The sequence below is a fragment of the Gryllotalpicola koreensis genome, assembly GCF_039538185.1.
Taxonomy (GTDB): domain Bacteria; phylum Actinomycetota; class Actinomycetes; order Actinomycetales; family Microbacteriaceae; genus Gryllotalpicola; species Gryllotalpicola koreensis.
Genome location: NZ_BAABBW010000001.1, coordinates 790,103 through 815,988, shown reverse-complemented (window position 1 = coordinate 815,988; position 25,886 = coordinate 790,103). Strand labels below are relative to the sequence as shown.

The 25,886-nt window shown below is 71.8% G+C and carries 20 protein-coding genes; 7 read left to right on the top strand and 13 right to left on the bottom strand.

The window, feature by feature from the left end; translation table 11 throughout:
* Nucleotides 1–122 precede the first annotated feature (122 nt).
* The 10 genes from ABD708_RS03905 to ABD708_RS03860 all read right to left on the bottom strand — a co-directional run bounded on the left by ABD708_RS03905 (nt 123) and on the right by ABD708_RS03860 (nt 13,367).
* Nucleotides 123–3,548: a putative Ig domain-containing protein gene (locus ABD708_RS03905; protein ID WP_344751971.1), complete on the bottom strand. Its 3,426-nt coding sequence runs from the start codon at nt 3,546–3,548 to the stop codon at nt 123–125.
* A 59-nt stretch (nt 3,549–3,607) separates the two neighbouring features.
* Nucleotides 3,608–4,717 carry a sensor histidine kinase gene (locus ABD708_RS03900; RefSeq protein ID WP_344751970.1) on the bottom strand — a complete coding sequence of 370 codons (1,110 nt, stop codon included), beginning with the start codon at nt 4,715–4,717 and terminating at the stop codon, nt 3,608–3,610.
* The gene (locus tag ABD708_RS03895) at nt 4,714–5,394 is read right to left on the bottom strand and encodes a response regulator transcription factor (protein ID WP_344751969.1); all 681 of its coding nucleotides are present in this window, start codon (nt 5,392–5,394) and stop codon (nt 4,714–4,716) included. The genes ABD708_RS03900 and ABD708_RS03895 overlap by 4 nt, the downstream gene beginning before the upstream one ends.
* Before the next feature lie 50 nt (nt 5,395–5,444).
* Nucleotides 5,445–6,551 (bottom strand): bifunctional 2-methylcitrate synthase/citrate synthase, encoded by a 1,107-nt coding sequence (locus ABD708_RS03890; protein WP_344751968.1) that lies wholly within the window; start codon nt 6,549–6,551, stop codon nt 5,445–5,447.
* A gap of 57 nt (nt 6,552–6,608) precedes the next feature.
* On the bottom strand, nt 6,609–7,508 hold the full coding sequence (gene prpB, locus ABD708_RS03885) for a methylisocitrate lyase (protein ID WP_344751967.1): 900 nt from the start codon (nt 7,506–7,508) through the stop codon (nt 6,609–6,611).
* 8 nt (nt 7,509–7,516) lie between these two features.
* The gene (locus tag ABD708_RS03880) at nt 7,517–9,052 is read right to left on the bottom strand and encodes an MmgE/PrpD family protein (RefSeq protein ID WP_344751966.1); all 1,536 of its coding nucleotides are present in this window, start codon (nt 9,050–9,052) and stop codon (nt 7,517–7,519) included.
* A 117-nt stretch (nt 9,053–9,169) separates the two neighbouring features.
* Nucleotides 9,170–9,721 carry a YbhB/YbcL family Raf kinase inhibitor-like protein gene (locus tag ABD708_RS03875; RefSeq protein WP_344751965.1) on the bottom strand — a complete coding sequence of 184 codons (552 nt, stop codon included), beginning with the start codon at nt 9,719–9,721 and terminating at the stop codon, nt 9,170–9,172.
* Nucleotides 9,722–9,736: 15 nt separating this feature from the next.
* Nucleotides 9,737–10,480, bottom strand: coding sequence for a polyprenol monophosphomannose synthase (locus ABD708_RS03870; RefSeq protein ID WP_425553245.1), 744 nt, complete (start codon nt 10,478–10,480; stop codon nt 9,737–9,739).
* Nucleotides 10,481–10,569: 89 nt separating this feature from the next.
* On the bottom strand, nt 10,570–12,642 hold the full coding sequence (locus ABD708_RS03865; protein ID WP_344751963.1) for a S53 family peptidase: 2,073 nt from the start codon (nt 12,640–12,642) through the stop codon (nt 10,570–10,572).
* Nucleotides 12,643–12,713: 71 nt separating this feature from the next.
* Nucleotides 12,714–13,367 (bottom strand): TetR/AcrR family transcriptional regulator C-terminal domain-containing protein, encoded by a 654-nt coding sequence (locus ABD708_RS03860; protein WP_344751962.1) that lies wholly within the window; start codon nt 13,365–13,367, stop codon nt 12,714–12,716.
* A 101-nt stretch (nt 13,368–13,468) separates the two neighbouring features.
* Here ABD708_RS03860 and ABD708_RS03855 point away from each other — a divergent pair, with 101 nt between their 5' ends.
* Nucleotides 13,469–15,097: an amidohydrolase gene (locus ABD708_RS03855; RefSeq protein WP_344751961.1), complete on the top strand. Its 1,629-nt coding sequence runs from the start codon at nt 13,469–13,471 to the stop codon at nt 15,095–15,097.
* Nucleotides 15,098–15,142: 45 nt separating this feature from the next.
* Nucleotides 15,143–16,543 (top strand): APC family permease, encoded by a 1,401-nt coding sequence (locus ABD708_RS03850; protein ID WP_344751960.1) that lies wholly within the window; start codon nt 15,143–15,145, stop codon nt 16,541–16,543.
* A gap of 45 nt (nt 16,544–16,588) precedes the next feature.
* Here the strand turns inward: ABD708_RS03850 and ABD708_RS03845 are convergent, their stop codons facing one another.
* A complete protein-coding gene (locus ABD708_RS03845) occupies nt 16,589–19,495 on the bottom strand; it encodes an aminotransferase (RefSeq protein ID WP_344751959.1) in 2,907 nt (968 codons plus the stop codon).
* A 134-nt stretch (nt 19,496–19,629) separates the two neighbouring features.
* On the opposite strand from ABD708_RS03845, the gene ABD708_RS03840 reads away from it, so the two are divergent.
* The 4 genes from ABD708_RS03840 to ABD708_RS03825 all read left to right on the top strand — a co-directional run bounded on the left by ABD708_RS03840 (nt 19,630) and on the right by ABD708_RS03825 (nt 22,790).
* Nucleotides 19,630–20,565, top strand: a complete 936-nt coding sequence (locus tag ABD708_RS03840; RefSeq protein WP_344751958.1) for an aldose 1-epimerase family protein — start codon at nt 19,630–19,632, stop codon at nt 20,563–20,565.
* Nucleotides 20,566–20,659: 94 nt separating this feature from the next.
* Complete coding sequence (locus tag ABD708_RS03835) at nt 20,660–21,541, top strand: ABC transporter ATP-binding protein (RefSeq protein ID WP_344751957.1); 882 nt, start codon at nt 20,660–20,662, stop codon at nt 21,539–21,541.
* A complete protein-coding gene (locus ABD708_RS03830) occupies nt 21,541–22,371 on the top strand; it encodes an ABC transporter permease (RefSeq protein ID WP_344751956.1) in 831 nt (276 codons plus the stop codon). The genes ABD708_RS03835 and ABD708_RS03830 overlap by 1 nt, the downstream gene beginning before the upstream one ends.
* A 20-nt stretch (nt 22,372–22,391) precedes the next feature.
* Nucleotides 22,392–22,790: a DUF1304 domain-containing protein gene (locus ABD708_RS03825; RefSeq protein ID WP_344751955.1), complete on the top strand. Its 399-nt coding sequence runs from the start codon at nt 22,392–22,394 to the stop codon at nt 22,788–22,790.
* 3 nt (nt 22,791–22,793) lie between these two features.
* Here ABD708_RS03825 and ABD708_RS03820 read toward each other — a convergent pair whose 3' ends face one another.
* Entirely contained in the window at nt 22,794–23,183 is a 390-nt protein-coding gene (locus tag ABD708_RS03820) for a hypothetical protein (RefSeq protein WP_344751954.1), read from the bottom strand.
* 205 nt (nt 23,184–23,388) lie between these two features.
* Between ABD708_RS03820 and ABD708_RS03815 the strand changes: the two genes are divergently transcribed.
* A complete protein-coding gene (locus ABD708_RS03815; protein WP_344751953.1) occupies nt 23,389–24,489 on the top strand; it encodes a hypothetical protein in 1,101 nt (366 codons plus the stop codon).
* Between the two features lie 3 nt (nt 24,490–24,492).
* Here the strand turns inward: ABD708_RS03815 and hemL are convergent, their stop codons facing one another.
* Complete coding sequence (gene hemL, locus ABD708_RS03810) at nt 24,493–25,881, bottom strand: glutamate-1-semialdehyde 2,1-aminomutase (RefSeq protein ID WP_344751952.1); 1,389 nt, start codon at nt 25,879–25,881, stop codon at nt 24,493–24,495.
* Between the last annotated feature and the right edge of the window lie 5 nt (nt 25,882–25,886).

The following is a 25,886-nucleotide window of genomic DNA, read 5'->3' as shown; positions in this document are numbered from 1 at the left end:
AATACGGACTCGTTGCGCGAAAGACGGCCTCGAAAGCACGGCGATTCCGTACTCGGCGTAGCTTGAGCGGGCACGCTCCTGAGGTGAGGCCGCAGACGGCGCCCCACCTCAGGAGCGCAGGGTCAGCGGCTCCGCTTGCGCGGCCGGAGTCGGTGGGCCGCTCCGGCGAGAGCACCCGCGAGCAGGAGGCCGGCTGCGAGCCACAGCCACGGCAGCGCGTCGGAGCCGGTGACGGCCAGCCCGAGGGAGGTCGCGGGGGCTGAGCTGGCCGTCGTCGAAGGGGGCGCTGCGGCGGCGGCTGCCGCTGCGGTGGAGACCCGCAGGCCCGAGGTCGCGAACGCGACGGTGCCGTCGGGGGCGAACCCGGTCGCGACCAGGGTGTGCGCACCGACCGGCATCGTGGTCGGGACCGTGACGGAGAACGACACGGAGCCTGTGGCACCCGTCGTCCCCGAACCGAGCGCCGTCGGAGTCGAGTAGAGGTACGCGTCGACGAAGGACTTCGGGGCGAATCCGGTCGCTTCGACGGTCACCTTCTCGCCGGGCGTCACCATGGTGACGGCCTTCCCGTGGCTGTCGCGGAAGGTCACGGAGGTTCCGGCCGTCGCCTGCGGCACCGTGTCGGGAGCGATCGACGAGACCACGTCCGCGGTCACGGACGATGCCGAGGAGGACCCGGCGGGTGTCGAGGCCACCACCTGGAAGCTCTCGGTGCCGGGTGACACGCCGGTGAGGATGCACGAGGTCGCCGTCGTGGTGCAGCTCTGGCCACTCGGCAGCGCGGTGACGGTGTAGCTCAGCGGGCCGGCCCCGCCGTCATCGGCCGAAGCCGTCCACGAGACGTATGCCTGCTTCGCCCCCGGCACCGCGACCGCGTCGGCAGGCGCAGCCGGCGCGACGGCGAGCACCGTGAGCTTGACGACGGCCGTCGCCGTTCCGGCATCCGCCCCGGTCGCCGTGATCGTATATCCGGTCTTCTCGATGGCGTGGCCGGTCGGGGTGCCACTGATCACGCCCGTCGCCGAGTCCAGCGTGAGTCCCTCGGGAAGGGCGGGCGAGACCGCATAGCTCACGGCTCCCGTGAAACCGGTGGCGGTCAGCGCCTGGGTCGGCGTGATGGCGGTGCCGTGCTCGGCGAGGAGCGGCTGCCCGTCCGGAGAGAGGCCCGCCACGGCGACCGACACGGAAGCCGTCGCGGAGAACCCGCCGGCCGTGGCGCTGAGCGTGTACGAAGCGGCGTTCTGCGCGGTCTGCGGCGTTCCGCTGATCACGCCCGTCGCGGTGTCCAGCGAGAGCCCGGCCGGCAACGCGGGCGACACCGTGTACGTCACGGCGCCGGGGAACCCGGATGCGATGGGCGCCTTCACGGGAGTGATCGCCGTGCCGACGGTGCCCTGCAGCGCCGTCCCCGTCACCACGAGGGCGGGGGCGATGCTGATCGTCACGGACGCCACCGCCTCGCCCCCGAGTTCGCCGGTGCCGGTGATCGTGTAGTCGGTCGCGGTCTGCGCGTCAGCCCGCGGCGTGCCGCTGATGACGCCCGTCGCCGTGTCCATCACGAGGCCCGCGGGCAACGCAGGTGAAACCGTGTAGGAGACCGTTCCCCCGAGGCCGGAGGGCGTCAGCGCCTGCGTGGGGGTGATCGCCGTTCCGTACCCGGCCGTGATGGTCTGCTTCGCGGGAGCGAGCCCGGCGATCGAGATCGTGACCGTGGTGGCCGCCGAGAAATACCCGTTCGAGGCGGTGATCGTATAGTCCTTCGCCGCAGCCGAGGCTGTGGGGATGCCGCTGACCACACCGGTCTCGGCATCCAGTTTCAAGCCGTCGGGCAGTTCCGGCGAGACCGAGAAGCTGTAGCTCGGCGTCGCCGGGAAGCCGGTGGCGACCAGCGGAGAGGTGGGCGCGAGGGGCACGCCGACCGATCCCGTCCGTGATTGGGTGGCGGGGGTCAGATAGGGATCCACGCGCAGGGTGATCTGCGCGGTCGCGCTGTTCTGGCCGTCGGTGCCGGTGACGGTGTACTGCAGCGGCGAGATCACCGTCGTCGGCGTGCCGCTGATCACCCCCGTCGCGGCGTCGAAGCTGAGGCCGCTGGGCAGCACGGCAGGCGACAGCGTATAGCTGACCTGTCCGCCCAACCCGGCGCCGGTCAACGCGGTGGTCGGCGTCAGCGGGGTGCCGACCACGCCGGACGCGGTCTGCGTGGCTGGGGAGATGACGGCGGCAGCCGAGATGGAGACGGTCGAGGTCGCGCTGAGCGAACCGTCGGTGCCGGTCACGGTGTAGGAGGTGGCGGCCATGGCACGCGTCGGCGATCCGCTGATCACGCCGGTCGCGGTGTCCAGCGAGAGCCCGGCCGGCAGCGCCGGAGACACGGAGTAGCTCACGGCGCCGGAGAACCCGCTCGGAGTGAGCGCCGTGGTGGGGGTGATCGCGGTGCCGACGGTCGCGGTCACCGTCTGCGTCGTCGGAGACAGGGATGCCGCAGAGGTGCGGACCACAGACACGCTGTTGGAGTCGTTGTTCGCGATCAGCAGCGATGTGCCGTCGGGCAGTGCCGCGATGCCCAAAGGTGAGCGACCGGTGTAGCCGGCGACGACGGTGCTGCTGGTCTCGGTGGCGGTGTCGATGATCGCGACGGTGCCGGCGAGGTACGAGGGCCCCTGCAGGGAGGCATAGAGGGTGGACCCGTCAGGAGAGAGGGCCATGCCGTACGAGTCCGCGGAGACGCCGGACACCGTGGCCGCCTTCGTCAGCATCTCCGTGTCCACGACGGAGATGGTCGAGTTGCCGGAGGCATACAGCTTGGCGCCGTTCGAGCTCAGGGCGAGTCCTGTCACGGGGGTGCTGCTCAGGCTCGAGACCACGCCGGTCTGCTTCTTGGACGCCGTGCTGATGACTTCCAGGCCACGCCCCTGCGAGCCGATGCTGCCGACGTAGAGCGTGCGGCCATCGGGCGAGAGCGCGATCGAGTCCGGGGTCTGACCGGTGAATGAGGCGATCGTGGCGGTCTGCTTCTTGGTCGCGGTGCTGATCACCGAGACGGAGTCGTTGCTGTAGTTCGTCACGTAGAGGGTCGTGCCGTCGGGCGAGAGCGCGAGCTGACGGGGTCCTTTTCCGGTGTACCCGGAGATGACGCCGGTCTGCGTGTTCGTGGCCGTGTTCACGACGATGACCGAGTTCGATCCCCAGTCGGCGACATACAGGGTCTGGCCGTCCGCGGAGACGATGGCGCCGTAGGGCCCGGTTCCCGTGTAGCCGCTGACAGTGCCCGTCTGCCTCATCGTGGCCGTGTCGACGATCGACACCGTGTGCGAGATCCAGTTCGTGACATACGCCGTGCGGCCGTTCGGAGTCACCGCGATGCGTGCGGGACTCGTGCCGACGAAATCGGCGACCGAGCCGACCGCGGTGGCGGTGGGGACCGCGGCGGTCGCGGGCGAGGCGACGAGCGCGCCCGCCGCGGTCACGGCCGCGACGACGAGCGCGGCCAGCGCAGGACGAATGCTGATGTTCACGGATGCCTTCCGGTATGGCGCGACGGGCACGGGTGTGCCATCCCGGGGGCGATCCTATGAACCGCCGGCAGTCGAACAGGTGGTTCTACCTACCGGGGAAGCACGAGGGTGAGCACGCCGCCGTCACGTCCTGCCGCGAGCCGTAGCGTGCCGCCGATCGCCTCGGCGCGACGACCGAGCCGTGCCAGCCCTGACCAGCTCGCGCCGTCCTCCGGCCCGTCGCCGTCGTCCGAAACGGTGACCGTCAGCGCGTGGTCGTCGGCGGCGGCGACGACGCGGATGGCGCGGGCGTGCCCGTGCCGCAGCGCGTTGGACAGGCCGTCCTCGACGACCCGGATGATCAGCACCTGGGCTTCCTGCGACAGCGCGAGGTCGGCGAGCACCGCAGAGGCCTCGTCGGTCACCGCCACCCAGCTGGGCAGTCGCGCCAGCAATGCCCGAAGGGCGGCATCCGGCCCCCTGTCGAGGTCGACGGGGTAGAGCTCCGCGCTCATGCGACGCAGCTCGCCCTCGCGCAAGGTGCCGAGCTGAGCGGCGAGCATGCGCAGCTCGGCTCCGGAGGGATCGGCCGCCTCCTGCGCGAGGCGGTGCAGCTGTGCCTCGATGACCACGAAGGTGCCCTGGACGCTGCCGTGGATGGTCTCGGCCAGCTCGCGCCGCACCCGCAGCTCCTCGTCCTGGACCTCGCGCAGCAGCTGCACGACCCGTTGCTGGGCGGCGAGACGCAGCAGGTCCCCCCGGCGCGCCTGTCGTGCCACCCCGACGAAGAGCAGGCCGACGCCGAGCGACAGCGCGAGAAGGCAGGACGATGTGAGCAGCTCGACGAGCAGCGCGTGCCGGCTCCCCGAATCGGGGAGCGCGTAGATGCCGGTCGCGGCCTGCAGCACGCCACGCACCAGCGCGCCCCCGACGGCGAGTGCGCAGACGGAGAGCGCGCGACCGGCGGCTCGGAACCGCTGCGGGCGCACCGCGGAGGCGGCGGCTGCGACCACGGCGACCGTGGCGAGGTTGACGGCGGTGCGGACGGTGAGCTCCAACGGCTGCGACGGCGTGCTCCCGCTGAGCGCATGGGAGAAAACCCCCAGCACGAGCACCGACTGCGTGCTCGTGTAGATGGAGAGGATGCCGGCGACCAGCACCGTGGTCACGAGCATGACCCGCTGCTCGCCGCGGGGGTCGAGCTCGGCGAGGTCGCTCATGACGGGCCCGGAACCGTGTGCGCGAGGTAGGCCCGCACCGCCTCCACCCGGGGATTCCGGTCGGGGCTGGCCTGCAGGCCGAGACCTGCATAGGCGGCGTTCAGATGCCCGTCCACGGAGCGTGGCGAGATCCCCAGCTGAGCGGCGATGGCGGAGTTGGTCAGCCCGTCCGCGACGAGCGCGAGCACCTCCCGCTGCCGCGCGCTCAGCTGTGCCAGGGGGCTCTGCCTGCGCACCTCGCGCTGCGCTCGGATCGCCGGGTCGAGCACGGCACGTCCCTCGGCGACGGAGCGGATCGCGAACACCAGCGCAGGCGCCGACAACGACGACGTCTTGGACAGGTAGCCCCACCCGCCCGCTTCGTGTCGCGGGATCTCCAGCAGCACGTGCATGGAGTCCGAAGCCGAGAGCACGAGGACCCCCAGGGAGGGGTTGCGACGACGCAGATCGCGCCCGAGCGCGAGCCCGTCACCGTCGCCGAGCCGCAGGTCGAGCAGCGCGACGTCGACGGCCCGGGCATCCAGCCCCTGCGACGCCTCGGCGGCGCTCGCGTACTCCCCGGCCACGACCAGGCCGTCGGTGGCGTCGAGCAGCACGGAGAGCATCTTCCGGAACAGCGGCTGATCCTCGACGACGGCGACGCGGAGTGTACGCGGCGAGTCGGTGTGCGTGACCATTGCGCTGCTCATTCTGACACCCCGGCCAGCGTCACCCCGGCCGACTCAGTTCACACCGCGCGCTGCGGCGTGCCCGTATAGACCGACAACGGGCGGATCAGCGAGTTGTGGGCCTGCTGCTCGATGAAGTGCGCCGTCCAGCCGGTGACGCGCGCCGCCGCGAACAGCGGGGTGAAGGTCGGGGTGTCGAAGCCCATCAGGTGATATGCGGGGCCCGAGGGGTAGTCGAGGTTCGGCTTGATGTTCTTCCGTTCCCCCATCGCCTGCTCGAGCGCCGTGTAGAGCTCGAGCACGTCTGGCCGGTTGTAGTGCTCGACGAGCGCGTCGAGTGCCGCCTTCATGGTCGGCACCCGCGAGTCGCCGTTCTTGTAGACCCGATGGCCGAAGCCCATGATCTTCTTCTTGCTCGCGAGGGCGTCGTCGAGCCACACCTCGACCCGCGACGCCGAGCCGATCTCGGCGAAGGTCGCCATGACCGCCTCATTCGCGCCACCGTGCAGCGGACCCTTGAGCGCGCCGATGGCGGCGACCACGCCGGAGTGCAGATCCGACAGCGTCGAGGCGACGACCCGCGCCGTGAACGTCGACGCGTTGAAGGAGTGCTCGGCGTACAGCACCAGCGACTGCCCGAACGCGTCGATCACGACCGGATCAGGCAGTTCGCCGAAGGTCATCCAGAGGAAGTTGGACGCGTAGTCGAGGTCCTCGCGGGCCGGGATCGGGTCCATGCCGTGGCGGTGCCGCTGGTCGTAGGCGACGATCGCCGGCAGCTGGGCGAACAGGCGCACGGCCTTCTCGTAGTCGCTCTGCTCGTCGTCGGGGAACCTCGTCTCGAGCGACCCGAGCCTGCTGACCGCGGTGCGCAGGACGTCCATCGGATGCCCCGAGACGGGCGTCTGCTCGATGAGCTCCCTGATCTCGGGGCGCAGCTCGCGCTGACCGCGCTCGACGGCCTCGAAGGCGCCGAGCTCCTCGTCGCTCGGCAGCTCGCCGTGCCAGATGAGGTAGGCGACCTGCTCGAACGAACACTTCGCGGCGAGCTCCTGCACGGGGTAGCCGCGGTAGAGCAGCGAGTTCGTCTCCTGGTTGACGGAGGAGATCTCGGTCGTGTCGACGACGACGCCGGCCAGGCCCTTGTGGATCTCGGTGTCGGTCATTGCTCCTCCTTGAGCTGAGGGGTCTCGATACGCGCTGTGCGCTACTCGACCGCCGGATTACCTCTGGACGTTGAAGTTGAAGACGCTCGCGTCGAAGGCGCTGTAGCCCTCGTAGTCGATCAGCTCGTACAAGTCTGCCCGGTGCTGCATCTGCCCGGTGAGACCGGAGAGCGAACCCGCGGCGTCGAGTTCGTCGAGTCCTCGCAGGGCGGCGCCCATGGCGAGCCGCAGCAGCGACACCGGCCAGATCACGAGGTTGACCCCGACGTCGCGCAGCTGCGCCACCGTGAACAGCTCGGACTTCCCGAACTCGGTCATGTTCGCCAGGATCGGCACGTCGATCGCCGCCCGCACCGCAGCGAACTCCTCGAGCGAGGTCATCGCCTCGGGGAAGATCGCCTCGGCTCCGGCATCCACCAGGGCCTTCATGCGGTCGATCGCCGCTTCCAAGCCCACGACGCCCCGGGCATCCGTGCGCGCCATGATCAGCAGATTCGGGTCGCAGCGCGCGTCGACGGCGGCGCGCACGCGCTTGACGGCCGTCTCGTCGTCGACGATCTCCTTGCCGTCGAGGTGCCCGCAGCGCTTCGGGTTCACCTGGTCCTCGATGTGGATGCCGGCCGCCCCGGCATCCTCGAGCTCCTGCACCGTGCGCGCGACGTTCATCGGCTCGCCGAAGCCGGTGTCGACGTCGACGAGGGCCGGCAGCTCGGTCATCCGCGCGATCTGATGCGTGCGGGTCGCGACCTCGGTCAGCGTCGTCAGCCCGATGTCGGGCAGGCCGAGATCGGCGGACAGCACCGCGCCCGAGACGTACACGCCGTCGAAGCCGCGCTGCTCGATCAGCCGCGCGGACAGCGCGTTGAACGCGCCGGGGAAGCGCAGCAACTCGCCAGAAGCCAGCCGCTCGCGGAAGGCGGCGCGCTTCGCCGCTGCGGTCGACCTGGCGTACAGCATCCGGCCCCCTAGAACAGCCCGTCGGGAACGGATGTCTGCGCCAGATACCCGTACTTCGCCGTGAAGCTCAGCTCGCCGAGCTCTTCGGCGGACAGAGAGGGCAAGCGCTGCGCGACGTCGAGGAAGCGGTCGATCTCCTCCGGCTCGAGGGCCGCGGCGGCGAGCGTGCGGAACTTGCGCACGTAGTCCTCGCGGGCGAACGGCCGGGCACCGTTCGGGTGCGCGTCGGCGACCGCGATCTCGTCCTTGATCACCGAGCCGTCGGTGAATCTCACCTCGATCGCGCCGCCGAACGCTTGTTCTGCAGGGTCGAGTGAGTGGTAGCGCCGGGTCCACTCCGGGTCCTCGACGGTCGTGACCTTCTGCCACAGGGCGACCGTGTCGGGCCGGTGGGCGCGCTCTGGCGCGTAGGACGTCTCGTGGTCGAAGCCGCCGTCCTGCAGCGCGACCGTGAAGATGTACGGAATGGAGTGGTCGAGGGTCTCGCGCGAGGCGTCCGGCGAGTACTTCTGCGGGTCGTTCGCCCCGCTTCCGATCACGAAGTGCGTGTGATGCGAGGTCGTGAGAACGACGGATTCCACCCGCTCGACGTCGTCGAAGATCAACGGGTACTCGTCGTGCAGCTTCCTGGCGAGGTCGATCCAGGCCTGCGCCTGGTACTCGGCCGAGTGCTCCTTCGTGAACGAGTCGAGGATCGCCCGCTTCGCCTCGCCCGGTCCGGGAAGCGAGACGTCGTATGAGGCATCCGGCCCGTCCAAGAGCCACGCGATGACGCCGTCCTCGCCCTCCCAGATCGGCGTCGGCGAGGTCTGCCCGCGCATCGCGCGGTCGATCGCCTCGACGGCCATCTTCCCCGCGAAGGCCGGCGCGAACGCCTTCCACGACGAGATCTCGCCCTTGCGCGACTGTCGCGTCGCGGTCGTCGTGTGCAGCGCCTGGCCGATGGCCTGGTAGATCGTGTCGACGGGCAGTCCCAGCAGTGCGCCGATGCCCGCCGCCGCGCTCGGGCCGAGGTGCGCGACGTGGTCGATCTTGTGCGCGTGCAGGCTGATCGCGCGGGCGAGGTCGATCTGCACCTCGTAGCCGGTCGCGATGCCGCGCACCACGTCGGCCCCGGTCAGGCCGCGGGCCGCCGCGTGCTGGGCGACGGCCACCACGGGCGGGATGTTGTCGCCGGGGTGCGAGTACTCCGCCGCGAGGAAGGTGTCGTGGTAGTCCAGCTCGCGCACGGCGACCCCGTTCGCCCACGCGGCCCACTCGACCGATGCCCGCCGGTTCAGCGCCGCGCCGAACACGGTCGCGCCGGCTCCCCCGATCGAGACCGGGTGCGCGAGCGCCTGGCTGCGGGCGGCCGCCGGAGCAGCGCGGACCAGGGATGCCGCCGCCACCGCCGCGTTGTCGATCACCCGGTTCACGACCATCTCGGTGACGTCGTCGTCGATCGGGGTCTGGTCGGCGGCGAGCTGTGCGATCTTCCAGGCGAGCTGGTCCTCTTTGGCGAGGTTCTCGTCGCTGCGGTGCACTCGGACGTGATGCGTTTCCACGTGGTCACCCTACCGACGGCGGCCGTTTGGTCGCGTATGGCCCGCTCACTCGCAAGAAGGGAGCCATACGCGACCGAGTAGAGGGCCTTCTGCGACCAGAGTGGCCACAGAGACCCGCTACTTCCAGTCCTCCGAGGTCGCCGTCGGCACGATGATCGCGCGCGCCAGCGTGTGGAAGTGCAGGTTGAAGCCGAGGATCGCGGGGCTCGCGTCCTCCGGCACCGGCAGGGTCTCGACGTCGACGGCGTGCACCACCGTGAAGTAGCGGTGCGTGCCCGTGCCGGCGGGCGGCTCGGCGCCCGTGTAGGCGCGCTGGCCGAGCTCGTTGCGCAGCATCACGGAGCCGGCGGGCAGGCCCGCGCCGCCCTCGGCACCCGCGTTCTCGGGCAGCTCGGTGACCGTCGTGGGAATGTTGAACACGGCCCAGTGCCAGAAACCCGAGGTCGTGGGCGCGTCCGGGTCGAACTGGGTGACGGCGAAGCTCCGGGTCTCGGCGGGGAAGCCCGTCCACGACAGCTGCGGAGAGACGGACGAGCCGCCCTGGCCGGACGAACGGTAGAGCGCCGGAATCGGCCGGCCGTCGGCGACAGAGGAGCTGGTGACGGAGAAGGACCCGAAGTCGCGAAGCTGCGCGAGCTCTGCGTAGGGGTCGTGCCAGTTTTCAGTCATGGTGCGAGCCTACGTTCACCGGCCCATGAGCCGGCGGCTGAACGCCCACCACGTCACCCGCAGCATCGCCTCGGCGACGATGCCGAGCGACATCTTGGACGCCCCGCGCTCGCGCTCGACGAAGGTGATCGGCACCTCGACCACCGTGAGCCCTGCGCGCACGGCCCGCGCGAGCATGTCGACCTGGAACGCGTAGCCGTGGCTGTGGACGGCGTCGAGATCGAGGGATTCGAGAGCGGACGCCCGGAACGCGCGATACCCGCCCGTGACGTCCTGCACCCTGAGCCCGAGCACGACGCGGGCGTAGGCGCTGCCGCCGCGCGAGATCGCCCGTCGGTACCACGGCCAGTTCTCGACCGCGCCGCCGGGAACCCAGCGCGAGCCGAGCACGAGATCCGCGGCGCGCCCCTTGTCGCTGAGCCCGCTTCGCGTGCTCAATGGACTTTGCTCCAGCACCTCCAGAAGCCGAGAAAGCTGCTCCGGCTGATGCGATCCGTCGGCGTCGAGCTCGACGAGGACGTCGAAGCCCTGCGCGACGCCCCAGCCCATCGCGGCGATGTAGGCGCGGCCGAGGCCCTCCTTGCCGGCGCGGTGCAGCACGTGCACGTGCGGGTCGGCTGCGGCGAGCGCATCGGCCAGCTCGCCCGTGCCATCGGGTGAGGCGTCGTCGACCACGAGCACATGGGCGTCGGGCTGCGCGGCGCGCACGCGGGAGACGATCCAGTCGACGTTGTCTCGCTCGTTGTACGTCGGGATCATCACCAGCACGCGGGCGGGCACGTTGTCAGGAAGCGCAGTCACCAGGGAGAACGCTATCGGGCCGCGGTTATGGGGGTGCTGAGGAGAAGCTATCTCCGGCGCAGCGTGACGGCGAGCTTCGCGAAGTCCGGCGTGCCGAGCCCGGTGGCCGGGTTGTAGACCGTGCCGGGCGTGCCCGTGTAATACGTGTTGTCGTTGCCTGCCCCTGCGGCGCTCAGGGGGGTGACGGGCGAGTTGCGACCGGATGCCGCGGCGTACAGCGCCGGATTCCAGAAGCCGCCTCGTGCGCGGTTCGCCTGGTTGATCACCGCTGCGGCGCCGGCGAACTGCGGAGCGACGAAGCTCGTGCCGCCGCCCTCCGGGATGATGCCGCCCGCCACGGGCGCGAAGTACAGGTAGCCCGAGTACGCGTCGGCATCCGCCGACAGGTCGGGCACCGCGCGACCCGTCGCCCTGCCGCGCACGAGCCCCGGATCCTCGTTGACCGTCCACGCGGTCGGCAGGGTGAGACCGGGCGCCAGCGTCTTCGGCGTCGTCGGCGTGAGGTGCTGCACCGCGGTGAAGCCCGTGCCACCCGAGACGGCGCGCTGGTACGGCGGCAACGGCTCGGCCGCGCTATAGCCCCCTCCCGAGGCTCCGACGGAATAGCCCAGCGAGCCGAGCAGGAACATGTTCGCGGCATCCGTATAGCTGATGCCCCACGTCTCGGCCTGCGCCTGCCAGAGATAATCGGAACTCCACGCCCGCTCGGCCGGCACCGTCACGTGCACGGTGGCGCCGGTCGACCCGGAGTAGTCGACCTCGTAGGGCAGGGTCGTGCCGCCCGCCGCCGTGACGAAGGGGCTCGCCGCGAAGGCCGACACCGTCAGATTGGTCGTGTTGATGCCGTCTTCGGCGACGGCCTGATACGGGCCCTGGTCGCCGCTGGGGACGAAGGCCGACTGGCCCTGCGCCGCCAGCTCGAGGAAGGCGAGGTCGAAGGCGTCGTGCCAGCCGCCGCCCGCCTCGCCGTTCGCCTGTGCGAGCCGAACGAAGGTCTCGGATTCCGCCCAGCTCATGCTCACCGAGCCGGCCAGGTTCTCGCCGGCGGCCTGGAAGAGGGCGTCGATCGCCCCGGCATCCGTGTTCGGCGCCTGATACACCACGATGTCCGCGCCGGGCGCGACGCCGCCCGCCTGCTCGACGTCGAGGTCGGTCTCGGCCGAGTCGTCCGTCACGGGACCCGCTCCGCCGTCGACGTCGCGCACGGTGACGGTGCGCGGCCGCTGCGGGGTGAGCGTCTGCTCGTACCAGAACTCCTCGGCGGCGCTCGTCTCGTAGGGCGCGAAGGTCACGATGCCGATCGTCTGGCCGGTGCCGTCGGCCGCGGCATCCCCCGGCCGTCCCGTCACCGTGACCTCGTCAAGGTCGTAGCGCGCGGCGAAGTCGCTCGGCAGGTTGCACTCGGTCGGGAACCTGCCGAGGATCTCGAAGCAGAGCTCATTGCCCCACTGCAGATCGTCGGCCGGGTTCGCGGCGGCCGCCTCGACTCGGGCGGGGCTGAGTCTCTGCGACGACGGCGTGACCGCGCTGCTCGAGAACGGCGCGTAGTTGCTCAGACCGAAGATGGCGGTCACGTCGCGCGCGAGCTGCGGCGGCAGCTGCGGCGCACCGGTGGGGGCGTGCACGTTCTGCTGCCGGCCCGGCTTCCCGTTCCGACCGCGCTGCGGAGGCACACGGTACTGCTTCTGGCTCACGTTGAGGGCGCGGTTGTAGGCGGATGCCGTGCCCGTGGTCACCACGTTCAGGCGGCTCGGAGCGACGGTCGAGTGGATGCCGAAGCGGGCGAGGTAGCCCGTCAGCGCGGTGATGTCGTGCGTCGGCTGCCCGTACGAGTTCGCGAACTGCGCCACCGACAGCTGCGGCTGCGCCCCGCGCAGCACGGCCTGCTTCAGCTGCTCGATGCGCCGGCCCGCGAGCACGAACGAGACCTGCTCGGGGGTGTCGCCTGGGGTGTCGCCGAAGGCCGTCGCGCCGGGAAGCTGGGAGCCGGTCGGGCCGGAGGGCACCTGCTGCCACGACGGGCTCGGCGACGGGGTCGCCGCGGCGACCCCGGCAGTCCCGAGCGTGATCAGGGCGGTGGCCGCTGCGGCGAGCGCGAGTCGGGCGCGAACACGAGGCACCCTCAGATGGTAGGGAAGGCGCGTCGCCGCGCACACCACCCATTTGGGTGCCATAAGCGCCGCGGATCGCCTCAGGCGTCGCGCCAGGCGCGCAGGCCGGCGATCAGCGCCGCGAGGCCGAGTTCGAAGGCGGCGTCGGCGGGCGGCTCGCCGCCGAGCGCCTCACGCTGGCGCGCGTAGGCCTCGGCCAGGGCGGGGGCAGCCTCGTCGCCTGCCGGGTCGAGGATGTCGCCGGGGGCGACGAGGTCGAGGGCGGCGCCGAGGATGAAGTTCTCCAGCGCCACGACCGCCGTGAGAATGCGATCGGGGGGCCAGCCGGCCTCGCGGAAGGCGCGGGTGACGGCCTCGTACATCCCGACCGTCCGCCGGGCGCCGGCCACCGGGGTGATCGCGAACAGGGCGATGGTGCGCGGATGCGTCGCGAAGGCGATGCGGTAGGAACGCGCCCACACGGCGACGGCCTCGTCCCACGGCATCCGCTCGAAGGCGCTCACGTCGATGCGGTCGCTCACCAGCTCGCGCACCCGCGCGAGGACCTCGTCCTTGCCGGCCACGTGGTTGTAGATCGCCGAGGCGCGCACCCCGAGGCTCGTGGCGAGCTCGACCATCGTGAAGTCGCCCGTCGCGCTCTCGTCGAGGAGCCGGAGACCCGCTTGGGCGATGAGCTCGGGCGTGAGCACGGGGTCGGCAGGGCGGCCGGCGCGGCGCCTGGCATCCCCGGTCATCCGGCCCCTTTCGCCTGATCGCGAAGAATTCGCTTCCCCTTCGGGCGCTGTTGATCCTATTATCGCGACTTATAACGAATGCCATTCATTTAAAGGACCCCATGCCCGCCACCGTCTTCCGCAACGGATCACTCGTCGCCGAGCTGGGCTCGGCCGCCGCCCCCTTCGCCTCCGCGGGCCCGGTGCTCGTCGTCGCCGACGGCAAGGTGGTCGCGACGGGGCCGGGGGCGGCCGAGGCGGCTGCGGCCCGCCCGGACGCCGAGCTCGTGGACCTCGCCGGCGGCACCCTGGTGCCCGCCTTCGGCGACGGTCACGCGCACCTCCCCCAAGGCGGCCTCGAGAAGCTGGGCCCGGCGATCCGCGGCGCACGGGACGTCGCGGGGATCGTCGCCGCCGTCGCCGACTGGGCCGCCGCCCACCCCGAGCAGGAGTGGATCCGCGGCGGCAGCTACGACGCCACGCTCGCCCCCGACGGCCTGTTCGACGCGCGCTGGCTCGACGAGGCCTGCCCCGAGCGGCCGGTCGTGCTGCACTCCTGGGACTACCACACCGTGTGGGCGAACTCGGCGGCGCTGCGGCGCGCGGGCATCGACGCGAGCACGCCGGAGCCCGCGCTCGGCCGCATCCCGCGCCGCGCCGACGGGAGCCCGCTCGGCGTGCTGCAGGAGCCCGGCGCGGTGGCGCTCCTCGACGCCGTCGCGCCGCCCCGCAGTCTCGCCGAGCGTGTGGAGGCGATCCGCCTCGCGACCGCCGCGTACGCCGCGCTCGGCATCGCGTGGGCGCAGGATGCCTGGGCCGAGCCCGCCGACGTCGCGGCCTACCTGGCGGCGGCCGGGCAGGACGCACTCGCCATCCGCGTCGACCTGGCCCAGCGCGCCGACCCGGCCGCCTGGCGCAGCCAGCGCCAGCCCTTCGCCGCGGCGCGCGACCGTGTGCAGGCCCTGGGCCACCCCCTGCTCACCGCCCGCACGGTGAAGTTCTTCGTCGACGGCATCGTCGAGAGCCACACGGCCTCGATGCTCGACGACTACAGCGACCGGCCCGGCGACCGCGGGCTGCCGAACTGGAGCGAGGCCGAGCTCGTGGCCGCAGCGACCGCGTTCGACGCGCTCGGCTTCCAGCTCCACCTGCACGCGATCGGCGACGCCGCCAACCGGCTCGCGCTCGACGTCTTCGAGGCGGTCGAGCGGGCGAACGGGCCGCGCGACCGGCGCCCGGTCATCGCGCACGCGCACGTCCTGCACCCGGACGACGTGCCCCGCTTCGCCGCGCTCGGCGTCGTCGCGAACCTGCAGCCGCTCTGGGCGCGCAACGACGACGTCATGCGCGAGCTCACCGTGCCCCACCTCGGCCCCGTGCGCGCGGAGTGGCAGTACTCCCTGCGCAGCCTGCGTGACAGCGGCGCCCGACTCGCCTTCGGCAGCGACTGGCCGGTCACCTCGGCCGACTGGCGCCCTGCCGCCGCCACCGCGGTGCTGCGGCGGGCCCCCGGCCACCCCGAGGACGCCGCCTGGCTGCCCGAGCAGCGGGTCGGCATCCTCGACGTACTCGATGGCTACACGCACGGGACAGCCTGGCAGGCGTTCGCCGAGGACCGGCGCGGGCGCCTCGCCCCCGGCTTCGACGCCGACCTCGCCTGGCTCGATGCCGACCCCCGCACCGCCGACCCCGACGCGCTTCCCGCCCTGCGGATCCACGGCACGTGGGTCGCGGGGCGGCGCCGGCACTGACCCCCCACCACCCCACCCGCACTCATCCCACTTCTTGGAGCTCATATGGCAACCACCACCGAGACGATGACGCCTCGCCGACTCAGCCGTGCGCTCGGCCCGACCGCCCTGGTCCTCTTCGGGCTGACGTACCTCGCACCCGTCACCGTCTTCACGACGTACGGCATCGTCACCCAGCAGACCGACAACCACCTGCCCTCCGCCTACGTCGTCGCGCTCGTCGCGATGCTCTTCACGGCGTTCAGCTACGGACGGATGGCGCGGGCGTTCCCGGTCTCCGGATCGGCGTACACCTACACGCAGCAGAGCTTCGGCGCGCACCTCGGATTCCTCACCGGGTGGACGCTCATGCTCGACTACCTGCTGCTGCCGATGATCAACTTCCTGTTGATCGGGATCTACCTGAACACCCAGTTCCCCGCGGTGCCGCAGTGGGTCTTCGCGCTCGCGGCGCTCCTCGTGACGCTCGTCTTCAACGTGCTCGGCATCACCCTGGTGAACAAGCTGAACGTCGCGATCGTCAGCCTCTCGGTGCTGCTCGTCGTCGTGTTCGCCGCCCTGTCGATCGGGCACCTCGCGACGAACCCCGGCGCCGGCGTGCCCAATCCGCTGACGCCGTTCCTCCCAGGACCTGACGGCCTCGGCCCCGTGTTCGCCGGCGCGGCCGTCCTCGCGCTCAGCTTCCTCGGCTTCGACGCCGTGTCGACGCTGGCGGAAGAGGCGAAGAACCCGGTGCGCGACATCCCCCGCGCCATTCTGCTCACCACCCTGATCGGCGGTGTCATCTTCATCGTCGTCTCGTGGCTCGGCGCGCTGGTGGTGCCCGACTGGCACGCCTTCCACGACCTCGACAACGCCGGCGTGGACCTGATGGCGAAGGTCGGCGGCACCCTGCTCACCGACTTCTTCGTGGCGGTCTACGTGGTCGGCGCGTTCGGGTCCGGTATGACGACCCAGGTGAGCGTCTCGCGCATCATCTTCTCGATGGGCCGCGACGGCATTCTGCCGCGGGTGTTCGGGCGCCTGCACCCGCGCTTCAAGACCCCGTGGGTCGCCGCCGTCCTCGTCTCGGCGATCTCGCTGCTCGCGCTCGTCGTCTCCCTGGGCGTCGCCGCCGAGATGATCAGCTTCGGCGCGCTCGTCGCTTTCTCGATGGTGAACCTCGCCGTGATCCGGCACTTCCTCTTCCCGCGCGGCGGCGCCGCCCGTCGCGGCCCGCGGGAGTGGATCGTGTACGGACTCCTGCCTGCGATCGGCTTCGCGCTGACGGTGTGGCTGTGGACCTCGTTGTCCCAGGTGACCTTCATCGTCGGACTGTCCTGGGTCGCGCTCGGCTTCATCTACCTCGCCGTGTCGACGCGGTTCTTCCGCAGGCGGCCGCCGACGCTCGACTTCAGCGAGACCGAGCTGGTCGACCCGGCGGCCGCGCCGGCATCGGCCGAGTGAGCCGACGGGGCCGCGGGGGCCGCAAGCCCGACCGCGGCCCCGCGCTCAGGCGCCGAGCTCGGTGAGCACCCGGTCGAGGCATCCGGTCACGAACCGCGCGCTCTCGGCCGTGATGCACAGCGGCGGCTTGAGCTTCAGCACGTTCTTGTGGTCGCCGGTGGGCTGCACGACGCAGCCCTCCTCGAGGAGCGCCTCGCAGACGGCATCCGCCAGCCGCGTCGCGGGCTCGAAGCTCGCGCGGTCGGTGACGAGCTCGACGCCGAGATAGAGGCCGAGGCCGTGCACGGCGCCGATCGACGGATGCCGCGTGGCCAGCCCCTCGAGCGCAGCCTTGAACGCCTCGCCCACGAGGCGCGCGTTCTCCTGCAGCCCCTCCTCGCGCAGCACGTCGAGCACGGCGAGGCCGATGCGCGAACTGACGGGGCTGCCACCCGCCGACGAGAAGAAGCTGCCCTCCGCGGCGAAGGCGGCGGCGATCTCCTGCGTGGTGATCACCGCGCCGAGCGGCTGGCCGTTGCCCATCGCCTTCGCGACCGTGATGATGTCCGGCACGGCTCCCTGCTGCTCGAAGCCCCAGAAGTGCCGGCCGAGGCGACCGTAGCCGAGCTGCACCTCGTCGGCGATGCACACGCCGCCGAGCGCCCGGACGCGGTCGTAGACCCCGGCGAGATAGCCATCGGGAAGGAGCACCCCGCCGCCGTTGCCGAAGATCGGCTCGAGGATGACGCCGGCGAGGGCGGCGCGCCCCTCCGCTCCGAGGCCCTCGAGCTGGGCGTCCAGGTCGGCGAGGTAGGCGGCACCCGCATCCGGTCCGCGGTGGCGCCCGCGCAGCGGATTCGGCGCCTCGATCAGCTCGACCCAGTCGGGCCGGCTCTCGAGTGCCCGCGGATTGTCGCCGAGGGAGGTCGAGACGGCGTCGGAGCCGATCGTCCAGCCGTGGTACGCCTCGCGGGCTGCGAGGATGCGGGAGCGGCCCGTCGCCGTGAAGGCGAGCCGCAGCGCCAGGTCGACGGCCTCGCTGCCGCTGTTGACGAGGAACACGGCGTCGAGGCCCGCGGGCGCGAGCTCCGCGAGGCGCTCCGACAGCTCGGTGGCCGCCGCGTAGTGGAAGCGCGAGTTCGTGTTGAGCAGCGCCCACTGCCGCGCGGCCGCCTCGACCAGCCGCGGGTGGGAGTGCCCCAGCGTCGCGACGTTGTTCACGCCGTCGACGTACACCTGCGCGGTCGTGTCGATCAGATGCTCGCGCCAGCCGCGCTCGATCTGCGGCGGCCGCGCGTAGTAGTGCTCCTGAACGGGCGCGAAGCTCGCGTCCCGGCGGGCGAGCAGCGCGTCGGCGTCCGGTGCTGCGACCGCGGCGTCGACGCCGAGAAGGGCGGAGGGGTCGGGGCAGATGCGCCGCCAGGCGGCATCGGCGAGGGGCGTGACGAAGAAGGGCGGGTGGATGCCGGGGACGGTCGCGAGCTGGACCCTGACGATGGCGAGATGGCGCTCGTCGCTGCCGCCTGCCGCCACGGCGAGGCGTGCCCCGGCCTCGACCGGGCCGTCCGCGGCCGCCGCGGCGCCCTCCAGGCGCAGGCTCACCTGCTCGCCGTGCAGGGCGAGGCCGCCGTCCTCGGTGTGGACGCTCCCCGCGAAGGGCGCGGACAGCTCGGTCCCCGCAGGCAGCACGAGCTCGACGCCCGTGGCGAGCGTCTTGGCTGAGCCGCGCGGCGCGCGAGGGCGGGCCCGCGTGAGGCGGTACTCGCCCCAGCGGGTCGTCGCGGCGCCTGAGCGGCCGGCTGCGGCGCGCAGGATGCGCTCCTCCGTGCCGGCCTCGAGCCACGCGCCGGCGTCCAGCTCGGGGCTGAGCACCGAGAGGTCGACGGGCGTCGGCGTCAGGGCCGCCGGCAGCATCCGCCGGAGCTCGACGGATGCCCGAGCGGAATCCCCTGCGCCCCGCGCCGCCGCGCTGATCAGCGCCTCCAGCTCGTCCGCGTCCCAGCCGGATGCCCGCCGGAAGGACCGCCACTCGGCCGCCGCGCGCGCCTCGGCGTAGTCGTTGTCGCCGTCGAGCTCGCGCTGCTCCGCGCTGCTGACGACGAGCACCGCGGTGCGGAGGACCACGAGGGGCCAGAGCGCCGTGAGCTCGGCATCCGTCAGCCTCAGTCGAGCGCTGAAGGCGCTGACCGTCTCGAGCATGAGCCCGCAGAGGTCCGCGGCGTCCTCGATAAGGATGCCGGCGCAGGCGGCCGCGAGCTCGGCCACGCGCCAGCCCTGCTGCAGATCGCCGAAGTCGATCACGCCGGCGTCCCCGCCCGGCGTGCGGACGACGTTGTCGCCGGTCACGTCGGCGTGGATGACCTGCACGGGCAGCTCCGGTGCGACGGCCTCGAGCCGTCGCGCCGCGGCCTCGCGGGCGGACGCGATGGCCGCGCGCTGGCCTGCGTCGGAGACGTGCGGGAGCAGTTCGTCGACCACGGCGGCCGCCGCGCGGGAATCCCACTGGCTCACGCGCTCGGTGCCCGGGTGCGCGAAGTCGGAGAGCGCTGCGGCGATGCGCCCCGCGGTGTCCCCGATCAGGCGCGCGTCATCGGCGCCGAAGCCGCCGCTCTCCAGAAGAGTGGCCCCCTCGACATATTCCAGGACGCGCACGAGCAGGGTGCCGCCTGCGACGTCGACGCTCTCGACGTCGGCGCCCGACAGGCTCGGAACCGTGGCCGGCACGCGCAGGCCGGCAAGCGCCAGCCGCTCCAGCGCGGCACTCTGGGCCTCCAGCTCGGCGCGGCGCGTCTCGGCGTTCGCGAACTTGAGCACGCGAGCGCCGTCGCTCGTCGCGATGAGGTAGTTGCGATCCTGCTGGCTGCCCAGCTCGCGGACCTCGCCGACGAGCCCCCACCGGCGGGCAGCGACCTCCGCCGCCTCGGCTGCGGTCACCTCGGGGCGGGCGAGGCCGCCGTGACGGGGCTCGGGCATGCTGCGGCTCCTTCTGCATCCATAAATGAACGACGTTCATTCCATGGTGGCAGACCAGCCCGGGCGGCGGAAGGGATTCCTGCTCCGTGCGAGCGGCGGTCACGCGCCGCGGCGGCGCCCGATACCGTGGAGACATGACGCGACCCCTGTCCGGCACCCCGTACGAGCTGCGCTTCGGCGACTACGCCGCCACCGTCGCCTCCGTCGGCGCCACGCTGCGCTCCCTCACCTTCCGCGGCCGCGATCTGGTCGTGCCCTTCGATGCCGACGAGGTGCGCCCCGCCTTCCGCGGCGCGGTCCTCGCGCCGTGGCCGAACCGCATCGCAGGCGGCGCCTACGAGTTCGGCGGCGAGCTGTTCCAGGTGCCGCTCACCGAGCCTGAGCGGGGCAACGCGCTGCACGGCCTCGCCGCCTGGCTCGACTTCGGCGCCATCGAGCAGACGCCGTCGCGGGTGACGCTCGGCGCGACGATCGTCGCGCAGGCCGGCTACCCGCACCGCATCGATGTCGAGGTCGTCTACGAGCTGACCGCCGATGGCCTGTACTCCTCGATCACGGGCGTGAACACGGGCACGGATGCCGCACCGTGGGGCACCGGCCCGCACCCCTACCTCGTGGCGGGCCCCGGCCGGGTCGACGACTGGTCGCTGCTGCTGCCCGCCGACGAGGTGCTCGAGGTCACGCCCGACACGCTGCTGCCGGTGCGTGTGAGCTCGGTCGACGAGGCCAACGACAGCGCCTGGGACTTCCGCGAGGCGCGCACGATCGGCGACGTCTTCATCGACCACGCATTCACTTCTCTTTCACGGGATGCCTCGGGCACGGCATCCGTCGAGGTCCGCACGTCGACCGGCGAAGGCGTGGCCATCTCGTGGGACCGCGCCTGCCCGTGGGTGCAGGTGCACACCGCCGATCGCCCCGACCCCGCTCTCGAGCCTGAGCTGCACCGCATCGGCCTCGCCGTCGAGCCCATGACCTGCCCGCCCGACGCCTTCAACTCGGGCACCGACCTCGTCGTGCTCGCGCCCGGCGAGTCGCACACGGCGGGCTGGACGATCTCGGCGCTCTGATGCGCTGACGTGCGCCCGTGGCCCCCTTTCGGGGGTCGTGCCGCTAGGGTGGAGATGCTCCACCCCCGCCGCCGACCCGACGTGAGGAGGACCCGTGCCGACCGGCGCCACCATCGAGTTCGCAGGTCTCACCAAGCGCTTCGGCCGCGTGACGGCCGTCGACGACCTCACGTTCACCGTGCGCCCGGGCCGGGTCACCGGATTCCTCGGGCCGAACGGCGCCGGCAAGACGACGACCCTGCGCATGCTGCTCGGACTGGAGCGCTCCTCCGCCGGCACAGCGACCTTCGACGGCGTGCGCTACCGCCGCCTGCGCCGCCCGCTCGAGGCGTCGAGCTTCCATCCGGGGCGCAGCGCCCGCGACCACCTGCGGGTCTACGCGCAGGCCGCGCGAGTGCCGGCGCGCCGGGTCGCGGCGGTGCTCGCGACCGTGGGGCTCAGCGACTACGCCGATCGGCGGGTCGGCGGCTACTCGATAGGCATGCGGCAGCGGCTCGGGCTCGCGTTCGCGCTGCTCGGCGACCCCGGGGTACTCGTGCTCGACGAGCCGATCAACGGGCTCGACCCGGAGGGCATCCGCTGGATCCGCCAGTTCCTGCGCCGCCTCGCCGCCGAAGGCCGCACCGTGCTCGTCAGCTCGCACCTGCTCAGCGAGGTGCAGCGCAGCGTCGACGAGGTCGTCGTCATCTCCCGCGGCCGCCTCGTCTACCAGGGCGACGTCGCCGGCATCGGCGGCGGCAGCGCCCGGGTCGTCGCCGACTCGCCGACGCGGCAGCGGCTCGCGCAGGCACTCGGCGATGCGCGGCTCGCCTTCGAGGCCGGACCCGACGGATTCCTGGTCAGCGGTCCCGGTGCCGACGCCGCGGCCGTCGGCCACGCGGCCTTCACCGCCGGCGTCGAGCTGTCGCAGCTGCGCACCGAGGCCGGCGGCATCGAGGAGGCCTTCATCGACCTCGTCGGCGAGGGCGGCCTGTGATGGGCTTCATCGCCGGCCTGCGGGCCGAGTTCACCAAGGTCTTCACCACCCGGCTGTGGTGGGTGCTCGCGCTCGTGATGATCGTCTATCTCGGCGCGCTCACGGGCGGGCTCGGCACGCTGTTCGCCGGGCTGCAGACCGGCGCGATCCGCGCGAGCGCGGGCCATGTGCCGCGGTTCGGCGACCTCGCCCCGCCGCTGTACAGCTTCGCGACCTCGATCGGCTACGTCTTCCCGATCCTGTTCGGCGCCCTGCTCACCGCCGGCGAGTGGCGGCACCAGACCATCACGCCGACGTTCCTCGCGAACCCGCATCGCTACACCGTGCTCTGGGCGAAGATCTGGTCGGCCGTCGTGTTCGGCGCGGCCTACGGAGCGGTCGCAGTCGCGACCTCCGCCGCCGGGACGGTGGCCGCCCTGCAGCACTTCGGCGTCGACACCGAGCTGCACGACGCGGCGACCTGGCACCTGTTCGCCCGCGCGGTGCTCGCCATGGCACTGTGGGGCTTCGTGGGCGTGGGGCTCGGCGTGCTCGTTCCCAACCAGGCCGCGGTGATCGTGACCGTCCTCGCGTTCACGCAGTTCGTCGAGCCGTTGCTGCGGCTCGCCTCGGCGTTCTCGAGCGAGACCGCCAACGCCGCCAAGTTCCTGCCGGGCGCGGCGAGCGACGCGCTCGTCGGCGCGAGCTTCCTCGATCTGCAGAACAACGCGGAGGGCACGATCGTCGTCGCCCAGCTCGACGGGCAGTACGGCGGCCTGATGCTCGTGATCTATGGCGCGGCAGTGACGGTGATCGGATGCCTCACGACGTGGCGCCGCGACGTGTCCTAGCCCCCATGCCAAGCTGAGGCATGGTCGTTCTCGTCATCGCCTGCATCGTCGTCGTGCTCGCCGCGCTGCTGCACGTGTACATCTTCTGGATGGAGAGCTTCGGCTGGCGCCGCCCTGCCGTGTGGAAGCGGTTCAACGTCGCGGATCAGGCGCAGGCGGATTCCAACCGAGACCTCGCCTACAACCAGGGGTATTACAACCTGTTCCTCGCGCTCGGGGCGATCATCGGGGTCGTGCTGATCGCGGCCGATGTGCGCTCTGCGGGTTGGGCGCTGGTGTTCCTCAGCGTGGGCAGCATGCTCGCGGCATCCCTCGTCCTGCTCACCCTCGGGCGGAAGTTCGCCGCCGCCGCGCTGACGCAGGGTCTCGCACCGCTGATCGGCCTGGTGCTGAGCGTCATCGCGGTCTCGACCGCCTGACGCTCAGTCGGCGACGGGGCTCTCGCGGAGCGCCTCGATGAGCTTGGTCGCGTGCGTCGTCGAGACGATCACGCGGTCGTAGCCGTCGGCGATCTCCGCGCCCTCCGCGCCGCTCTGGTCGATGTCGATGACGACGGCCGGGCGGGACTTGCCCTTGACGATGAGGAAGTCCTTGCCGCCGTGGTACTTCCAGGTGCCGATCGCGAGCGTCAGGGGAATCGCGGCGCCGGGAACGCGCACGCCGCGCACCCAGATCCACGGGTCCTGCGTGATCGCGACCGAGCGGATCGCACCGCGCGGGATCACGAGGTCGCTCTTCCGCAGTGCCAGCACCTTCTCGGCGGCGCTCAGGCGCACTTCGAGGCGGTCGCGGTGCACATGCAGATCGGCCATGCACCTGAGTTTATTGCCGCGCCTGTCCTCGCCAGGCGCGGGTCGTTGCGCGATCCGGCGTACACGCCGCCGGATCGCTATGGCTGATTTGCGAGGTCACGCAGGTGCCCGGTCGCCGTCCCCCATAGCCTTGGGCCGGGGGTGGCAGAAACATGGGATCGATCTGCACTGGCTGAGCGCTGCGGACAGTGAGGTGGCTCACGCGATGGCTCGGCTCCGGCACAGCTCCCGGCCGCGCTGGGTGCCGACAAAACGCCGGGTTCTCGTGCACGTCAACTTCTGCCTGCTGCTGTGGTACCTCGCCATCACGTTCATCGCGCTCGGCGTCCACGTGGACGAGTACGAGAGCGGACGCGTCACCCGCGGCGATGCGCCCGCCATCGTGGTCACCGCGGCGATTCTGCTCGCCTGGCTGTTCGGCACCTATCTGCTGAACGTCTGGGCGGCGCAGCCCCCGCGCTCCGCGGCCAAGCTGCGGGACTGGCGCGCGACGCTGACCGCCCTCGCCAATGGCTTCGAGCCGCAGCCGAGTCCACGGGCGACGTTCGCGTCGATGATCGCCCCGGGAACCCGCGGCGCACGCGAATACCCGCGCTTCGTCGCCGACACCATCGAGTTCGGCGATCTGCACCAGCTGGGGCACGGCGCCCTGCAGTGGTCGTATCTCGCGGCCCGGCTGCCTGCGCCGCTGCCCCATCTCGTGCTGGATGCCAGCTCGAACGATCGCGCCCGCAGCGATCTGCCGATGCGCTTGAACGGCGCGCAGCGCTTGTCGCTCGAGGGCGACTTCGACAAGACGTTCCGGCTGTACGCACCCGACAGCTACGAGCGCGACGCGCTGTACGTGCTCACTCCGGATGTGATGGCCGTGCTCGTCGACGCGGCGGCCGGGTTCAACGTCGAGATCCTCGACGACACCGTGGTCTTCTTCACAAGGGTGACCGACGACCTCGCCGAACCCGCCCGGTGGCAGGGCGTGCACGAACTGCTCACCCGGGTCGTTCCCCGACTCATCGCCCGCGCCCGCCAGTACCGGGACGAGCGCGTCGCCGGGCAGGACACGCCCCGTGTGGCGGCGACGATCAGCGCCGCGATCGCCGCCGACTCGGACGCCGCAGCGTCGGAACCCGTGTCGCACATCGGGCCCGACGGACGCCGCCTCGAGCGCCGCAATCCGCGCTGGAGCCGGACGGCGTCGGTGCTCGGCCTGATCGGCTGGGGCGCGCTGCTGATCCTGCTCTACGTGGTGCCCGGCCTGTTCGCGTTCGCCGGCCTCATGTCGGTGGTCGACGGCCGCGTCGGCTGAGCGCTATGCGGCAGCCGCCGCCTTCGCGGCGGCGGGGAGCGCGTCGACGATGCGCTCGACGGCCGCCTCGTCGTGCGCGGCCGTGACGAACCATGCCTCGAAGACGCTCGGCGGCAGCGCGACGCCCTGCTCGAGCATCGCGTGGAAGAACGGCCCGAAGCGGAACGCCTCCTGCGCCTGCACCTGCGCGTAGTTCACGGCAGGGGTCTCGGCGAACAGCACCGAGAACAGGTTGCCCGCGCGCTGGATCGTGTGCGCGACGCCCTCAGCGGCGAGGGCCGTGGAGACCTCGCGCTGCAGCGTCTCGCTGACGTGGTACAGCCGGTCGTAGACGGCCTCGTCAGCAAGGCGCAGCGTCGCGAGCCCCGCCGCGACGGAGAGCGGATTCCCCGACAGGGTGCCCGCCTGATAGACGGGTCCGACCGGTGCGAGGTACTCCATGACCTCCCGACGGCCGCCGAGCGCGGCGAGCGGCATGCCCCCGCCGATGACCTTGCCGAAGGTGACGAGGTCAGGCAGGTATGTCTCTTGGCTGAAGGTCCGCCACCCACCCGGCTTCGCCTCGGTGCGGAACGGCGCGGTGTCGATCCCCCAGTAACCCTTCGCCGAAACCCGGAACCCGGTCAGCACCTCGTCGAGGATGACGAGCGCGCCGAACTCGTGCGCCAGCTCGGTGAGTCCCCGGTTGAAGCCGGGCAGCGGGGCGACGACGCCCATGTTCGCGGCCGCCGCCTCGACGATGACCGCGGCGATCTCGCCGGGGTGCGCCTCGAAGGCAGTGCGCACGGCGTCCAGGTCGTTGTACGGCAGCACGAGCGTCTGCGCCGCGATCGGCTCGGGGACCCCCGCCGACGCGGGCAGCGCAAGTGTCGCGACGCCCGAGCCCGCCTCGGCGAGCAGTCCGTCGGAGTGCCCGTGGTAGTGCCCGGCGAACTTGATGAGCAGCGACCGGCCGGTGAATCCGCGCGCGAGGCGGATCGCGGTCATCGTCGCCTCGGTACCGGTCGAGACGAGGCGCACCTCGTCCACGAGTCCGCCGACCTCGGTTCCGCCGCCGAGCCGGGCGACGACGAGCTCGGCCAGCTCCGTCTCGGCGGGGGTGGTCGCCCCGAACGAGAGACCGCGGCTCGCGGCATCCTGAACCGCCTGCACGACCTCGGGGTGCGCATGCCCCAGGATCGCGGGCCCCCACGACGCGACCAGGTCGACGTACTCGCGCCCCTCGACATCGGTGACGTAGGCGCCGCGCGCCGACACCAGGAAGCGGGGCGCGCCGCCCACCGAGCGGTAGGCGCGCACGGGCGAGTTGACCCCGCCGGGGATGACGCGCCGGGCGCGCTCGTACGCTGCCTCATTGGTTGTGGCGAGTGCGCGGGTTTGTTCCTTGCTCATGTCTC

What these genes read in the sequence shown, in the direction of transcription:
- ABD708_RS03900 (WP_344751970.1), bottom strand. Translation starts at nt 4,717, where the DNA reads ATGAGCGACCTCGCCGAGCTCGACCCCCGCGGCGAGCAGCGGGTCATG.
- ABD708_RS03895 (WP_344751969.1), bottom strand. Translation starts at nt 5,394, where the DNA reads ATGGTCACGCACACCGACTCGCCGCGTACACTCCGCGTCGCCGTCGTC.
- ABD708_RS03890 (WP_344751968.1), bottom strand. Translation starts at nt 6,551, where the DNA reads ATGACCGACACCGAGATCCACAAGGGCCTGGCCGGCGTCGTCGTCGAC.
- prpB (WP_344751967.1), bottom strand. Translation starts at nt 7,508, where the DNA reads ATGCTGTACGCCAGGTCGACCGCAGCGGCGAAGCGCGCCGCCTTCCGC.
- ABD708_RS03875 (WP_344751965.1), bottom strand. Translation starts at nt 9,721, where the DNA reads ATGACTGAAAACTGGCACGACCCCTACGCAGAGCTCGCGCAGCTTCGC.
- ABD708_RS03870 (WP_425553245.1), bottom strand. Translation starts at nt 10,480, where the DNA reads ATGATCCCGACGTACAACGAGCGAGACAACGTCGACTGGATCGTCTCC.
- ABD708_RS03860 (WP_344751962.1), bottom strand. Translation starts at nt 13,367, where the DNA reads ATGACCGGGGATGCCAGGCGCCGCGCCGGCCGCCCTGCCGACCCCGTG.
- ABD708_RS03855 (WP_344751961.1), top strand. Translation starts at nt 13,469, where the DNA reads ATGCCCGCCACCGTCTTCCGCAACGGATCACTCGTCGCCGAGCTGGGC.
- ABD708_RS03850 (WP_344751960.1), top strand. Translation starts at nt 15,143, where the DNA reads ATGGCAACCACCACCGAGACGATGACGCCTCGCCGACTCAGCCGTGCG.
- ABD708_RS03845 (WP_344751959.1), bottom strand. Translation starts at nt 19,495, where the DNA reads ATGCCCGAGCCCCGTCACGGCGGCCTCGCCCGCCCCGAGGTGACCGCA.
- ABD708_RS03840 (WP_344751958.1), top strand. Translation starts at nt 19,630, where the DNA reads ATGACGCGACCCCTGTCCGGCACCCCGTACGAGCTGCGCTTCGGCGAC.
- ABD708_RS03830 (WP_344751956.1), top strand. Translation starts at nt 21,541, where the DNA reads ATGGGCTTCATCGCCGGCCTGCGGGCCGAGTTCACCAAGGTCTTCACC.
- ABD708_RS03825 (WP_344751955.1), top strand. Translation starts at nt 22,392, where the DNA reads ATGGTCGTTCTCGTCATCGCCTGCATCGTCGTCGTGCTCGCCGCGCTG.
- ABD708_RS03820 (WP_344751954.1), bottom strand. Translation starts at nt 23,183, where the DNA reads ATGGCCGATCTGCATGTGCACCGCGACCGCCTCGAAGTGCGCCTGAGC.
- ABD708_RS03815 (WP_344751953.1), top strand. Translation starts at nt 23,389, where the DNA reads ATGGCTCGGCTCCGGCACAGCTCCCGGCCGCGCTGGGTGCCGACAAAA.
- hemL (WP_344751952.1), bottom strand. Translation starts at nt 25,881, where the DNA reads ATGAGCAAGGAACAAACCCGCGCACTCGCCACAACCAATGAGGCAGCG.